Source organism: Luteimonas kalidii (assembly GCF_029887935.1).
GTDB lineage: Bacteria > Pseudomonadota > Gammaproteobacteria > Xanthomonadales > Xanthomonadaceae > Luteimonas > Luteimonas kalidii.
The window spans coordinates 39,740-53,679 of the sequence record NZ_JARXRO010000014.1; the positions used below are offsets into that span (position 1 = coordinate 39,740).

General features: G+C 69.3%; 14 protein-coding genes. 7 read left to right on the plus strand and 7 right to left on the minus strand.

The features are described 5' to 3' along the window. Positions 1 to 92 precede the first annotated feature (92 nt). A complete protein-coding gene (gene ftrA / locus QFW81_RS05710; RefSeq protein ID WP_280578335.1) occupies positions 93 to 1,064 on the plus strand; it encodes a transcriptional regulator FtrA in 972 nt (323 codons plus the stop codon). 353 nt (positions 1,065 to 1,417) lie between these two features. After that, positions 1,418 to 2,026, plus strand: a complete 609-nt coding sequence (locus QFW81_RS05715) for a class I SAM-dependent methyltransferase (protein ID WP_280577687.1) — start codon at positions 1,418 to 1,420, stop codon at positions 2,024 to 2,026. 45 nt (positions 2,027 to 2,071) lie between these two features. On the opposite strand, the gene QFW81_RS05720 is transcribed toward QFW81_RS05715, so the two are convergent. Both QFW81_RS05720 and QFW81_RS05725 read right to left on the minus strand, forming a co-directional pair. After that, positions 2,072 to 2,548 carry a lysozyme inhibitor LprI family protein gene (locus tag QFW81_RS05720; RefSeq protein WP_280577688.1) on the minus strand — a complete coding sequence of 159 codons (477 nt, stop codon included), beginning with the start codon at positions 2,546 to 2,548 and terminating at the stop codon, positions 2,072 to 2,074. Positions 2,549 to 2,778: 230 nt separating this feature from the next. After that, the gene (locus QFW81_RS05725; RefSeq protein ID WP_280577689.1) at positions 2,779 to 3,414 is read right to left on the minus strand and encodes a transposase; all 636 of its coding nucleotides are present in this window, start codon (positions 3,412 to 3,414) and stop codon (positions 2,779 to 2,781) included. A 149-nt stretch (positions 3,415 to 3,563) separates the two neighbouring features. Here QFW81_RS05725 and QFW81_RS05730 point away from each other — a divergent pair, with 149 nt between their 5' ends. Further along, on the plus strand, positions 3,564 to 3,953 hold the full coding sequence (locus QFW81_RS05730) for a cupin domain-containing protein (protein ID WP_280577690.1): 390 nt from the start codon (positions 3,564 to 3,566) through the stop codon (positions 3,951 to 3,953). Between the two features lie 354 nt (positions 3,954 to 4,307). Next, positions 4,308 to 5,063 (plus strand): hypothetical protein, encoded by a 756-nt coding sequence (locus QFW81_RS05735; protein WP_280577691.1) that lies wholly within the window; start codon positions 4,308 to 4,310, stop codon positions 5,061 to 5,063. 266 nt (positions 5,064 to 5,329) lie between these two features. Here QFW81_RS05735 and QFW81_RS05740 read toward each other — a convergent pair whose 3' ends face one another. After that, on the minus strand, positions 5,330 to 6,919 hold the full coding sequence (locus QFW81_RS05740; protein ID WP_280577692.1) for an SDR family oxidoreductase: 1,590 nt from the start codon (positions 6,917 to 6,919) through the stop codon (positions 5,330 to 5,332). Positions 6,920 to 7,230: 311 nt separating this feature from the next. Here QFW81_RS05740 and QFW81_RS05745 point away from each other — a divergent pair, with 311 nt between their 5' ends. Further along, positions 7,231 to 8,625, plus strand: a complete 1,395-nt coding sequence (locus QFW81_RS05745) for a DUF1593 domain-containing protein (RefSeq protein ID WP_280577693.1) — start codon at positions 7,231 to 7,233, stop codon at positions 8,623 to 8,625. A 444-nt stretch (positions 8,626 to 9,069) separates the two neighbouring features. Here QFW81_RS05745 and QFW81_RS05750 read toward each other — a convergent pair whose 3' ends face one another. Both QFW81_RS05750 and QFW81_RS05755 read right to left on the minus strand, forming a co-directional pair. Then, positions 9,070 to 9,516 carry a VOC family protein gene (locus tag QFW81_RS05750; protein ID WP_280577694.1) on the minus strand — a complete coding sequence of 149 codons (447 nt, stop codon included), beginning with the start codon at positions 9,514 to 9,516 and terminating at the stop codon, positions 9,070 to 9,072. A 239-nt stretch (positions 9,517 to 9,755) separates the two neighbouring features. Beyond that, entirely contained in the window at positions 9,756 to 10,247 is a 492-nt protein-coding gene (locus QFW81_RS05755; RefSeq protein WP_280577695.1) for a GyrI-like domain-containing protein, read from the minus strand. A 172-nt stretch (positions 10,248 to 10,419) separates the two neighbouring features. On the opposite strand from QFW81_RS05755, the gene QFW81_RS05760 reads away from it, so the two are divergent. Continuing rightward, positions 10,420 to 11,550, plus strand: a complete 1,131-nt coding sequence (locus QFW81_RS05760; RefSeq protein WP_280577696.1) for a serine hydrolase domain-containing protein — start codon at positions 10,420 to 10,422, stop codon at positions 11,548 to 11,550. A 126-nt stretch (positions 11,551 to 11,676) separates the two neighbouring features. Here the strand turns inward: QFW81_RS05760 and QFW81_RS05765 are convergent, their stop codons facing one another. Together QFW81_RS05765 and QFW81_RS05770 are read right to left on the minus strand one after the other, a co-directional pair. After that, complete coding sequence (locus tag QFW81_RS05765) at positions 11,677 to 12,117, minus strand: FKBP-type peptidyl-prolyl cis-trans isomerase (protein WP_280577697.1); 441 nt, start codon at positions 12,115 to 12,117, stop codon at positions 11,677 to 11,679. Between the two features lie 343 nt (positions 12,118 to 12,460). Then, on the minus strand, positions 12,461 to 12,817 hold the full coding sequence (locus QFW81_RS05770) for a nuclear transport factor 2 family protein (protein ID WP_280577698.1): 357 nt from the start codon (positions 12,815 to 12,817) through the stop codon (positions 12,461 to 12,463). A gap of 176 nt (positions 12,818 to 12,993) precedes the next feature. On the opposite strand from QFW81_RS05770, the gene QFW81_RS05775 reads away from it, so the two are divergent. Beyond that, the gene (locus QFW81_RS05775) at positions 12,994 to 13,872 is read left to right on the plus strand and encodes a 1-acylglycerol-3-phosphate O-acyltransferase, YihG family (RefSeq protein ID WP_280577699.1); all 879 of its coding nucleotides are present in this window, start codon (positions 12,994 to 12,996) and stop codon (positions 13,870 to 13,872) included. Positions 13,873 to 13,940: the final 68 nt, after the last annotated feature.

Genomic DNA, 13,940 nt, shown 5'->3' on the forward strand with positions numbered 1-13,940 from the left:
AAATGCCGCCAGGGCCGGCCCGGGCCAGCCGCGAGTCCCGGACAACGCGTCGGTCGGCGCAGGATCGACCGGCGTCGAACCGGCCCACGGACATCGCGCCCGCGCCCAACCGGAACGTCGCCGTGCTGGTGTACGACGGCCTGTGCCTGTTCGAGTTCGCCTGCGTCGCGGAAGTCTTCGGCCTGCACCGCCCGGAAGCCGGCCCGGACTGGTACACGCTGAGGACCGTCTCGCTCGACGGCGGCCCGGTGCGCACGCCCTTCGGCGGCAGCGTGGTGCCGGCCGGTGGCCTGGCGCGGCTTCGCAACGTCGGCACGATCGTCATCCCGGGCTGGCCCGGCGTCGACGTTCCCGTGCCCGACGTCCTGGTCGCCGCGCTGCGCAGCGCCCATCGCAAGGGTGCGCGTCTGCTGTCGATCTGCTCGGGCGCATTCGTGCTGGCCGCCACCGGCCTGCTCGACGGTCACCGCGCCACCACCCACTGGCGCTACGCGCAGACCCTGCGCACCTGCTTTCCGCGCGTCCACGTCGATCCCGACGTGCTCTATGTCGACAACGGCCAGGTCCTGACATCCGCCGGCAGCGCAGCGGGCCTCGACCTGATGCTGCACCTCGTCCGCCGCGACTTCGGCAGCCGGATGGCCAACACCGTCGCGCGCCGCCTGGTGGTGCCGCCGCACCGCGAAGGCGGGCAGGCGCAGTTCGTGCAGCGGCCGGTCGCGGCACCGGGCCGCGACCGGCTCTCGCCGCTGCTCGATCGCATGCGCCGCAGCCTGGACCGTCCGCACACCGTCGCCGACCTGGCCTCGCAACTCGCCATGAGCGAGCGCAGCTTCCTGCGCCACTTCCAGGCGGCCACCGGCACCTCGCCGCACGACTGGCTCACCGGTGCACGCGTGCAGCACGCGCAGGAGATGCTGGAAAACACCCGCCTTCCTGTGGACCGCATCGCGGAGAAGTGCGGCTTCGGCACCGCAACCACGCTGCGGCACCACTTCAGGCAACGCCTGGGCACGAGTCCAACGGCATACCGGCAGCGGTTCGGCGCGGTGGCCGGGCGATAGTGGGGCTGTGATGCCGCTATGGATGGAGCAGCGGTCATGCGCCGGCTTCTCGACATGCGTGCACCTTGCGGTCGAGTTCGATGTAGCGATGGCAGCGCGGCAGATAGTGGTCCGCCATGAATGGGCAGGCCCTGTACCGGACTTCCAACGACGTAACGGTACGATGGTCATGGGCGTTGATGGATCGCTCGGGCCACGCTTCAGCGTCTGTATCATGCGCGCCGTGTGACCGGGTTGCCATCGGGTGACCAGCAGGTGGACGTCGTCGATCATCAACACGTATGCACGGATCCGTCCGATGCGACGCCCGACCGGCATACTCCACGCCTCCGACGTCGTGGAGCGCATGTCTCATGTCCAGTGATCGGGTTGGCGAGAACCGGCGCGCCGTCGCCGACTACGAACGCACTGCGGGCGAGTACGTGTCCACGGTGGACGGGCGTCCATCGGCCAGTGCCGACGCGCTGCATCGGCTCGCCGGGGCCGTTGGCCCGGCGGGGCGCGTGCTGGAGATCGGGTCGGGCCCCGGATGGGATGCCGATGCACTGGAGGCGCTGGGCATCGACGTGCATCGCACCGACGCCGCCATGGCCTTCTGCGAGTTCCAGGCGGAGCGCGGCAAGCGCTGCGACCGGCTCGATCTGCTCGCCGATCCGATCCAGGGGCGCTACGGCGGCGTGATGATGCTCTGCGTGCTGCAGCATTTCGCGCGTAGCCGGCTGGAGGGAATCCTGCGCAAGCTGGCGGGAGCGCTGGAGACGGATGGCGCGCTGCTCCTGATGTATCCGGAAGGCGAAGACGACGCGTGGGAGCATGGCAGTGCCGGCGACTACCGCGTGGTGCGCTGGACGGTGGTGGCCATGGATGCGCGCCTGACGCAGGCGGAGTTCGAGGTCGCTTGGGACGAGGCGCGGGAGGGGCGAGGCGGCAGCTGGCGCACGGTGCTGGCGCGCAAGAGGTAACGTCAGCAGGGGCCGGAGTCATTCGCGGCTTGTACTGCTGGCCCGCTACGGTTCCCCCGTTTTCCCGTCGACCAGCGGCTGCAGGCATGCTTCCTCGTCGGACGGATAGCGCTCCACGGGCAGGCGCTGCAGGCAGGCGGCAGCCGTGTCGAGCACCGCGGTGCGCTGCGCGAGCAAGGCGTTGCTGCACGTCAGGGCATGGACGTGCGGCCACGCGCCGCCCGCGCCGGTGAGCATGCCGGCCAGCTGGCAATCGCTGTCCCGGTACGCCAGCCACGCCTGTTGCTGTGCGGCGACGGCCTGGGCGAGCGGAGCGGGATCGTCGGCCGTGTCGTCGAACGCAGCGAGCAGGCGCGCGTAGGCCGCATCCAGGGCCGGGCGCAGGGCCTGTTCGCGCTCCGCCTCGACCAGCAGCGTGTGCCGCGCACTGCCTTCGGGCCATTGCTCCCGGCCATCCTGCGCGGTTGCAGGGCCGGCGAACGCGAGCGCCCCGTTGGCAAGGAGGATGAGGATCGACTTCATTGGTCAGGGGCCCGGCGCCGGAGTGGACATTCGTTGCGACAAGGGTGCGCCTGATCCACCGCAGGCGGAAGTGTCCGCGGGCCGGTACCCGGGCGCGGTTGTCACTGCAATCCGGGCGGTGGGGATCGCGCACGCGGAGGCGGTCGGGGCCCGATCGTCCACCCCTCCGTGCGCGTCGATGACGCGCGCCTGGCGCGTACGGTCCTGCGCGGCCCGTCGATCCGGCCGGGTCAAGCGTCGAGGGCGTCGCGCAAGCGATCCGGCCCATGGAGATGCTGGCGCTGCAGGTGCAGATGGATCGCGGCGGTCTCGTCGGGGTCGACGACCTGCGTGACCATTGCCCGCCACGCACGCCGTCGCGCGGCGACGTCCGGCCCGAGTGCGGTCCAGGCGCGATGCGGGGTGAGCAGGGGATCGCCGGGCGGCACGGTATTGCCGCGATGGCTGGACCAGCGGTAGTGCGCCGGATCCACGACCATGCGCGCGCGCAGGGGCTGGAGTTCGATGTCGCGCTGGCAGCGCAGGACGTAGGTGTCGTCCATGACCGGACACGCCTTGTACCGGCGGTGCCAGAGCGTGCCCGTGCGGCTGTAGCGGTCATTGAAGTACCTCGCGTAACCGCATCCGAGCGCCTGCATCAGCCGCGCCAGATGCCCGGGCGCCATCGGCGTCACCAGCAGGTGGACGTGATGGGGCATCAGCACGTACGCGTGGACGCTGCAGTATTCGCGACGGGCGAGCTCACACAGGTACTGCAGGTAGCGGACACGGTCGACGTCGGAGCCGAAGCATGGCTGGCGGTCGCTGGCGCGCTGGACGATATGTTGCGGAACACCGGGCAGGTCGATGCGGGGCGGGCGGGGCATGATCGCGTCCTTGCGATGATGAGACGTCAGCTTGCCGCATGCACGGGTCCCCGGCACGAAGGAACGGCCGCGTCGGGCTGTCGGAAAACTTCCCTCCGGCGCCGGGCGCCGTTACCGTTCCCGGATTGAATCGATCGGGAGACCACCACATGGCGCGCAAGGACTTCGACCCATCCAGCGTCAGGCCGGATGCGCGACCTCCAGCGCAGGCGAGGCTGTTCGATCCGGCCGGTGAAGGCCCCTGGCGCGGTTCGGTCGAAGGAATCGCCATGGGAGGAGACGTCACCGTGCTCGCGTACGGAACGGATACGCCGGGTGCGGGCCCGCGCCTTCACGTGCATCCGTACGACGAGACCTTCATCGTGACCGAAGGGCGCGCCCGGTTCTTCGTCGGAGATACGGTCATCGAGGCGGCGGCCGGCGAGATCGTCCTCGGCCCCGCCGGGATTCCACACAGGTTCGAGAATCTCGGCCCCGGCCGCCTGCAGACGATCGACATCCATCATTCGCCGCGCTGGATCCAGACCGATCTGGACTAGCCGGCCGCGGCACGCATGCCATGGCCCGGACCCGTAGCTCGGATAAGCGAAGCGCATCCGGAGATGCCGGCGTGCTCCGGTCCACCTGCCCTGGATGCGCTTCGCTTATCCGGGCTACGCGGGGTTCGCTGCGGGGTGTGGGGCGGGTACGCTCTGCCTGAGCCGACCGCGTGCCGGGAGCGTGAGCGTGGTCATCCAGCAGAGGCAGAATGAGAGTGCCAATCGCAGATTGAGGAATCCGCGCGCGGCTCCGTGCCGAAGTGCGCACGAGGTCATTTCGTTCGTGTCGACGTGCGACTGTCGAGGTCTTCGTGCGACGCAACGCTTGTGGGGAACAAGGTGGCAGGACAAGGAATGAAACGATGGATCGTCGTGGCGCTGGGCGTCTGGCTGTTGCCATGGTCGCAGCCTGCGGCGACGCGTGAGCCGCCCGCCGCAGGCTGCATCGATCTGCACGCACTCGATGGCGGGTGGCGGATCGGGGAACGCGAGCTCGTGATCCACGCGGACGCGCAAGTGGGGGTACGCCTGGAACTGGATACCGACTGCCCGGTGCTCGCCGAAGGCGTGGATCTGGTCGTCCTCGCCCCGAACGATTGGGCCTGCCCGGGTGGACGCATGTTGGTGCGCAGCGGGAGCGCCACCTGCCCGGTGATCCGGATGCGTACGCTGTCGGCGCCGGAGTTGGCCGATGCGCTGCGTGTGCAAGATTCGCCTGCACAATCGAGCGCGACGCTGGAGCGGGTCCAGGTGCGGGGCCGGCATTGGCGGGAGATCCGCGGAACCACCGATTACTGCGTCGACGCCCGCTTCCTGCGCGGCTGGCGCGAGGACGCCGACGGGCTGGTGGTCGAGGTTTCGCCACGACGCCATGCCGGGCATCGGTACTACCGCGTGGAGACGGCCACCCGGTGCCCGGATCTGTCCGGCGTCCGCTCGATCCGGCTGTTGTCACGGAACGGCGGCGCTGCAGTGTGCGGGTATCCCGGAGACAGGGTGGTGCTGGTCGACGATGCGTCGGGCGGCTTCAGCCGCATGGGCGGTCCGCCCACGGCGGCGTATGGACGCGGTTGCGAGATCAAGCGGGTGACGCCCTTTCCGCGCGAGTAGGTTGTTCCGTGGGCTGGCGTTGGGCAGTTGGCTCGGGACGCACCGGGATCCCCGGATGCGCTTCGCTTATCCGGGCTACGCGCTGGGTTGCGGTCTGCGGCTCGTATCGAAGCGGGTGTGGAGCCGGAGGGCGCCGTCGTGATGCTCAGGGCCCAGGGTCTTGCACGCACGCGGCGCTCGGGACGCCGGATTGCCGAAGTGGGCAGGCACGATCACGCGGGCCCCTGCTTCTGTACCGTCTCCGGGAATGAACCGCTCGTCGACCCTCACCAGTCCGTCGGCGCGTAGTCCTTCAGGAACTGGCCCCAGACGTGGTTGCCCGTGTTGATGCCGTCGATGATCGGGTCGACGATGCGGGCGGCGCCGTCGACGATGTCGAGCGGCGGATGGAAGCGTTCCTCGATGATCTTGCGCGCGGCGATCTCCACCGGATCCTCGTCGGTCACCCAGCCGGTGTCGACGGCGTTCATGTGGATGCCGTCGCCGTGGTAATCGGCGGCCGCGGTGCGCGTCATCATGTTCAGCGCGGCCTTGGCCATGTTGGTGTGCGGGTGCTTGGTGGTCTTGAAGTTCCGGTAGAACTGGCCTTCGACCGCCGAGACGTTGACGATGTGCTTGTCGCGGCGCGGTGTCTCACCGGCCGGCGTGCGCAGCATCAGCGCCTTCAGGCGCGCGTTGAGGATGAAGGGCGCCACCGCGTTGACCAGCTGCGTTTCCAGCAGTTCGATCGCGGGCACTTCGTCCATCTGCAGGCGCCAGGAATTGCGCCCGCGCAGGTCCACCTGCTGCAGGTCCTGGTCGACGCGCCCAGCCGGGAACAGGTGCGCCTGGCCGAGCAGTTCGTCTGCCAGCAGCGGCACCTGGGACAGTTCCGCCGCGCGTGCCAGCCCCGCGGGCGTGGCTGCGGACGCGCCGGTGACCAGCGACTGGCTGCCGCCCGGCAGCAGGTCCGCCGCGCGCAGGCCTTCGTAGCCGCCTACCAGCTTGCGCACGTGCTCGGGCAGGGTGTGCAGGGCAGCGGTTTCGCCTTCCATCATGTGCGCGTAGAACGCCGGTGGACGACGCACGGTCTGGCAGGCGTTGTTGACGATGAAGTCGAGCCGGTCGCGGGTGGCGATGAGCTCCGCGCAGAACGCTTCGACGCTGGGCGTGTGCCGCAGGTCGAGGCCGAACACCTCGAGCCGGTGACCCCAGTCGCCGAAGTCGGGCTCCTGCGCGTAGCGCTGCGCCGAATCGCGCGGGAAACGCGTGGTCACGATCAGCGTGCAGCCCGCACGCAGGAGCTTCAGGCCGGCCTGGTAGCCGATCTTCACCCGCCCGCCGGTCAGCAGGGCGACGCGGCCGGTGAGGTCCGCGGTTTCGGTGCGCTTGCGGAAATTGAGCTCGGCGCATTCCGTGCACAGCTGGTCGTAGAAGTGGTGGACCTGGGTGTACTTGCGCTTGCAGACGTAGCAGTGCAGCAGTTCGGGCGACTCGCCGTGCGAGACGGGATCGGCCGCGTTGTTGCGCGGGTCGTGCTGCCCGGGCGGCTGCGGCGGAAAGTAGTTGGGCGTGGTGAACACCGGTTTGCGGCGCAGGGTGCGGATGCCGGTCTTGTCGAGCAACGCTTCAGTTGCGCGCGCCTTCTCGCGGGCGCGTTCGCGGGCGTCGGTCTTCGCCTGCTTGCGCCGCGCGCGCGGTTCGGGATGGTGCACCAGTGCGACCGCCTGCAGCAGGCGGATGCGGTCGGCCTCGGGCAGCGCGTCGAGCAGGCGGCGGTCGTCGCGGATCGCTTCCAGCACCTCGAGCGCGATGCGGGCGCGGTCGGGCAGGGTGGCGTCGCCTTCTGCACTGGAGGCGCGGAGCGGGGTGTTCATGGGCAACGGATTCGGATCGGAGTGGCGCGGGGCGAGGCGGCGAGCGCTCGCGCGGGTGACCGGGCGGGGCAGGGCCTGCCGCGGGCGCCATGGTACGGCATCCACTGCCGTGCCCTGCGGGACGCGCGGCCAGGTTCGAGGATCGGCGAGTGTCGAATGCGTCTTGGCGGCTGGATCCCCGGCAGTCCCGGGCAGTCCCGGTGTACGTCCGTGACCCCATGGCCCGATGGCTTTACATTTCCCTCTTCGAACGAGAGATGCCCGCTGTGATCGTCCGATTGCTGTGCACTGCCATCGCCCTGTGCGGCGCCATGCCCACGTGTGCCGCCGGCATCGCGCCCGACACGCACGACGCCGACGACACGCGGCAAAGGCTCGTCGTCCTCACCGACATCGAGGCCGATCCGGACGACACCCAGTCATTGATCCGCCTGTTCCTGTATTCGAACGAGATCGACATCGAGGGCCTGGTGGCCACGACGTCCACGCACAGGCGCTCGTCCCCCATGCCGGCGTCGATCCATCGCCTGGTGGACGGCTACGCCAGGGTGCAGCCCAACCTGGTGAAGCACGACGACCGGTACCCAGAAGCCGAGCGCCTCGAGCAGGTCATCGCCGAAGGTGTCCCCGTCTACGGCATGCAGGGCGTGGGCGACGGCAAGGACACCGCTGGATCGGACCTGATCATCCAGGCACTGGAGCGCCAGGATCCGCGCCCTCTCTGGGTCTCGGTCTGGGGCGGGGCCAACACACTGGCCCAGGCGCTGCACAGCCTGAAGCGCACGCGCAGTGCGCAGGAACTCGACCGGCTGCTGGCGAAGCTGCGGGTCTACGCGATCTCCGACCAGGACGATGCCGGGATCTGGCTGCGCCGGGAATTTCCGCAGGTCTTCTACATCGTCACGCCGGGCGACGACTACGGCCAGGCCACCTGGAACGCCATGGGCCGCACCATCGACGGGATCGACAACACCACCGTCGGCAACCCGTGGCTGGCGCAGCACATCCAGCAGGGACACGGCCCGCTGGGTGCGCTGTATCCGGACGTGGTATGGGGACTGGAGGGCGACACGCCCGCCTTCCTGCACCTGATCCCCAATGGCCTGAACACGCCGGAGCGACCGGACTGGGGCGGCTGGGGTGGCCGCTACCGGCTGTACATTCCTTCCGGCGACACGATGCTCAACGACACCAGCCACGGGCCGGAAACGCGGCCCATCTGGACCAACGCCATCGACGCGTACGCGCCCCCGGTCCAGGCCGAATACGGCCGCCCGGTTCGCGACAGCGAACCCCGGTACCGGGATGCGCTGGTGTCGCTGTGGCGATGGCGGGACGATTTCCAGAATGATTTTGCCGCGCGCATGGACTGGACCATCCAGCCCTACGCCGACGCCAACCATCCGCCGCAGGTGGTGCTGGGCCAGTCGGCGCGACTCACGCTCAAGTCGGGCCAGGGCATGGTCCTCAGCGCGCGCGGGAGTTCCGATCCCGATGGAGACAGCCTGGGCTTCCACTGGTTCTGGTACCCGGAGGCCGGCGGTTTCGAAGGCAGCCTGCCGCATCTGGCCAACGGGGATACGACCTGGATCCAAGCGCCCAAGGTCGACAAGCCCGTCGCCCTCCACCTCATCCTGCGGGTGAGCGACAAGGGTTCGCCTTCGCTGGCCCGCTATGCGCGAACCGTCGTGCACGTGGAACCCTGACCGGACCCGGATCGATGCGGGCCGCGGCAGGGCGCGGGTGCGGGTTTCGCCCCCGTCCTGCCCCCGCCAGGCCGCGCGACCGGTTGGGGCCGGCCAACGGAGCCCCCGTAACCGACGCACAACCTGCAGTGCCATGGGCACCTGTCCGTGCCCGTTCGCGTGCTGAAACGCGGCTTGCGACGCAAGGTGCGCATGCGGGTCCGGTCGAAGAGCGCTTTGGCCGCGCGCGCCTTCTCGCGGGCGGGTTCGCTGGCGTCGGTTTCGGCGTGTTCCCCGGCAGTGCGGCCGGTGCGCGGGGCTTCCCCACAGTCGGCGGTCGAAGCATGGTCGCGGGCTCGGTCCTCGTGTCGTGGCGATGACCCCGTGCCGTCTTGGTACGTCGGGAAGGCGCGCCGTGTCGGGAACGGGAGCCGGTGTGCAAAGACGCCTGCTCCCGCCCGGAGCTCAGCCCTTCGCCGGCTTCCAGTCCCCCGCCGGCACGGTGTTGACCATCCACGGCACTCCGAAGCGGTCGACCAGCGAACCGAAACCGGGCGACCAGAAGGTCTCCTCGAACGCCATCACCTGCCGGCCGCCTTCGGATAGCTGTTCGAACCAGCGCCTGGCCTGGTCGATGTCGTCGGTGTGCAGGGTCACATCGAAACCGTTCTTGGGCTTGTCGACGTCGGGTGCCCAGTCGACGTCCATGTCGGCCCCCATCAGCGACTGGTCCCCGGCGTCGAGCCAGCAGTGCATGAGCCAGGTCTTGTATTTCTCGTTGGTGATCGGCATGCCCGGCGGTGCGTCGGCATAGGGGATGGCGGCGGTGATCTTGCCGCCCAGGACCTGCGCATAGAACTCGAACGCTTCACGGCATTGGCCCTGGAAGCTCAGGCTGGTCACGATCTTCATGTCATCTCCTTGTTGGTGGGGCGGGGTGGGTGGTGCGGTGGCGGGTTCCCTGGCCTGCGTGCGCGGGCGCGTTGTGAATGCGCGCCCCGTCAGCGGGTAGGCTTGCGACCACGGGAGCGGGCTGTACGCATTCGGGTGCGGAACGGGCGAGGCATCCGGGTACCCGACGGACAATTAGGCGGGAATTCGACAGTGCGGGAGCAGGCGGCGAACGCAAGCCGGCGAGGTCGGGGTCGGTACTAATCCTGCAACCTGATCGTGACCGTGGTGTGCAGCCTGGCGGGATCCGGCTCCTCGTCCGGACTGTTGTGGTAGATCTCCGCACGATGCGCGAACCACTCGCCGTCCGCCTGCGGTCGGCTGTCGAACGCCAGCCCCGAATGGCGGGCCCAGCCGATCAGTACGGCGTTGACGGTGATCAGATCGTCGTAGGGGCCGAAGTAGTCGATCTCGGCGTACCGTCCGGCCGGCAGCATTCCGCCCGTGAAATCGCCCCCGGCGGCCACCGGATGCGCCAGCGGCACGCCGAACTCCATCTCGAGCCGCGGCATGTCGACCACCGTGTGCTTGAAGAACACCGGTCCGGCGGGCTCCAGGCCGTTCGCGCGCAGGTGGGAGAACAGCCTGTCCAGGATCGCGGGAATCTCGTCGTCGAACGGCAGGATCACTTCCCGTTTCAGGGCGATGTAGGGCGTAGCGGGGCGTTGCACGACGTGGGGCAGGGTCAGCATCGGAGTCTCCAGGCAGCGGGCGATGAACGCGTGATCCGTCCGTTGCAGGTCCGACGTAGGTGGGGCCGCGGATCGACATCCCGCAGCGGCGGACATCGAAAGCGGTGGATCGCGGGCCCCGGCTCTGCTTCAATCGGACGCGCGTCCATGCCGGGCGCAACGGGGAAGCGCCATGCTGCGAAGCGTCGTGTTCATCGCGTTGCTCGGGCTGGCGGGGCCGCTCCAGGCGCAAGCGGCCCCGGATGAGGAGACGCTGGCGGACTTCAAGGCGTTCGCGCAGGCGTACCGCGCCGAGCGCGGGGTGCTCAGCTTCTCCTACGCCATCGCCAGGGACGGACGCATCGTCGCCGCGGAGGGCTTCGGCTGGCAGGACCACGATGCCGAAGAACCGACCACGCCGGACACCACCTACCTGGTGGCGTCCATCACCAAGACCTTCAGCGCGGCGACGCTGTTGGCGATGGAGGCGGACGGCCTGATCGACCTGGACGACGCCTTCACCGACCTGTCCGACTGGCCGGATCGCTGCGAGTGGCTGGCCACCAGCGGCAACATCTTCGGCGGCGGCGTCGCACTGGACGATGGCTACGTGCCGCCGAAGATCGACTGCACGGCGCGCTTCAGCCTGCGCCAGGTGCTGCAGATGCGGGTGCTCGGAACCCCGGGAAGCAACTTCCTCTACAACCCGATCGTGTTCGGACGGCTGTCGAACTGGGTGGAGGAACACACCGGCCGGCCCTTCGATCACTGGGTGCGGCGCTACGTGATCGACAAGGCGGGCCTGAAGGACATCGCCGCAGGCTGGCGCGACCCGCAAGGGGCGATGGCACTGGTGCACCTGGCGCCGCCGTTCCGGATCGCGAAGGACGAGGAGGACGGGCTGGCGCCGTCGGTGTTGCCGAACCCGGAAATGAATGCCTCCAGCGGCATCATTGCCAGCGCACGCGGGCTGGCGGAGTACTCGCTGGCGCTCGACGACGGACGGATCCTGCCCGCGGCGCTGCTGCAGCAGATGTGGACGCCGCCGACCGAACCCGATGGCACGCCCGCGAGTTACGCCTACGGCTGGTGGACCCAGCAGTGGCGCGGCCAGCAGCTCGTGTGGCACGGCGGCTGGTGGCCCGATGCCTACGCCGGCCTGCTGCTGAAGGTTCCCGCCAAGGGCCTGACCCTGGTCGCCCTGGGAAACACCGACGGCCTGCACTGGGGCAACCGCCTCCAGGTGGCGGAGGTCGAGAAGAACCCGTTGGCGCTGAAGTTCCTGGAACTGTTCGCAGCCGGTACCTCCGCGCCGACACCGTAGCCCGGATAAGCGAAGCGCATCCGGGTCCCGCCTTTCGAGTTGCAGCCACCGCTCCCGGATGCGCTTCGCTTATCCGGGCTACGGGTGTCTTGAAGGACCGGGGGCTGAACTCGGCGACGCGTGACGCTATTCGCCGACTGCCAGCAGCTCCACCTCGAACACCAGCGACGCGCCAGGCGGGATCGCGCGGCCGGCGCCGGCAGCGCCGTAGCCGAGCCAGGCGGGGATGTGCAGTTCGCGCGTGCCGCCGACCCGCATGCCCGCGACGCCTTCATCCCAGCCCCGGATGACACGGCCGGCGCCAAGCGGAAACACGAAGGGCTGGCCACGATCGCGGGAGCTGTCGAACTTGCGGCCACGCCTGTCGGGCGCGTCCTGCTCGTAGATCCAGCCGGTGTAGTGCACGCTGACCTCGTTGCCGACGACGGCGGGCGCGCCCTCGCCCACGGTCAGGTCGATGCGCTGCAGGTCGGGCACCTCCCCGCCGGTGTAAGGCGCAGGGCTGCCGCATGCCACCAGCAGCACGGCGGTCAGGAGGAGCGCGAAGCGGAGCAGGCGAGGGGTCATGTAGGACGTATTCGTGGAGGGCACGACAGGATAGCCGCGCCGCGATCGCGGAGTCGTCAGCGCGGACGCGACCGCGCCATGAGTCCGACGTCATGCGCGTTTCCAGTCATCGGCGCGCCGTGGCAGCGTGCGTCAACGACATCGCATGCGTGGGGGAGCCTGGGGTCAGGCACGCGGGCGGCCCGGGAATGGCCGGGTCCTGCCCCATGTAAACGCAAGAGCGCAGCGCATCCGGGGCGCGTCGCCTGGCGCCGGGTGCGAAGTGTCCCGGATGCGCTGCGCTTATCCGGGCTACGCAGGGATACCCCTGCCGGGACGCGGATGGGAGCGTCTGCCGCGGGCGTCAGGCGCCGTCGGCCTCGACGACGAAGGCGCGCAGTTCCGCGAGTTTGCCGTCGCGCAGCCGCCAGGCGTCGGAGTAGTCGAAGGTGGAGCGCTTGCCGTCGGCATCGATCAGCGTGATCCGCCCGATGGCCACCACGTGGTCGGCGTCGGCGATCATCAGCTCGACATCGAACTCCGGCGGCTGGATGTAGGTCTCGTCCATGTACGCCCTGACGGCCGGCTTGCCTTCGATGGTACGGTCGCCGATGAAATGCCAGACCACATCGTCGGTGCAGTGGGCGAGGAAACCGCCGTGGTCGCCGCGACTCACGGCTTCGTTGGCGGCGGCGAGGACGGACTTGGGGTCGCTGGACATCCGCAGGTCCTGGAAGAAGTGATCGCCACCCTAGCGCGGCGGCCGTGGTCGGGCTGTCATGGCCCGGCACCGGGCGGCGCAGCTGAGCCGTCCCCCCGACGCCGGCCAACGGGCGGCCTGCAGCCCCTGCCCGGTTTCCGCGACAATGGGCGCCCCGTCGCAACGCGTCCCTCCCCATGTCCTCCCTGCGTGCAGCGCTGATCCTCCTCGTGATTGCGGCCAGTACGGTGGTGCACGTGGTGCCACTGCTGGCGGTCGCGCTGGTCAAGGCAGCGCTGCCCTTCGCGCGCCTGCGCAAGGCCTGCAACGCCGTGTTGAACGCGATCGCGGAGAGCTGGATCGGGGCGAACAGCGCGATGGCGGAACGGCTGCTGCGCACGCGCGTGCAGGTGCAGGAGGACGCGGCCCTGCGGCGCGACGGCCACTACCTGGTGCTGGCCAACCACCAGAGCTGGGTGGACATCGTGATCCTGCAGAAGGTGTTCAACCGGCGCATCCCGCTGATGCGCTTCTTCCTCAAGCGGCAGCTGTTCTGGGTGCCGCTGCTGGGGCTGGCGTGGTGGGCGCTGGATTTCCCGTTCATGGGGCGGCACACGCCGAAGCAGATCGCGCGGCGCCCCGAGCTGGCCCGCCGCGACATCGAGACCACCCGCCGCGCCTGCGAGAAGTTCCGCGACATGCCGGTGGCGATCATGAATTTCGTCGAGGGCACCCGGTTCACGCCCGCCAAGCATGCCCGGCAGGGCGCCCCGTACCGGCACCTGCTCAAGCCCAAGTCGGGCGGCGTGGCGTTCGTGCTGGATGCGATGGGAGAAGGCCTGCATGCGATCCTGGACGTCACCATCGCCTATCCCGGCGGCCGGCCTTCGATGATGGATCTGCTGGCCGACCGCGTACCGATGGTCCACGTCCACGTGCGCCAGCGCCCGATTCCCGCCGAACTGCTGCACGGCGACTATCAGAACGACCGCGCCTTCCGCATCCGCTTCCAGCACTGGATGAACGGCCTGTGGCAGGAGAAGGACGCGGAAATGGCGCGGTTGCTCGGGGAATGAGGCGAGGCGGCCGTTGGCGCAGCGCGTAGCCCGGATAAGCGCAGCGCATCCGGGTCTTGCGTAGCGAT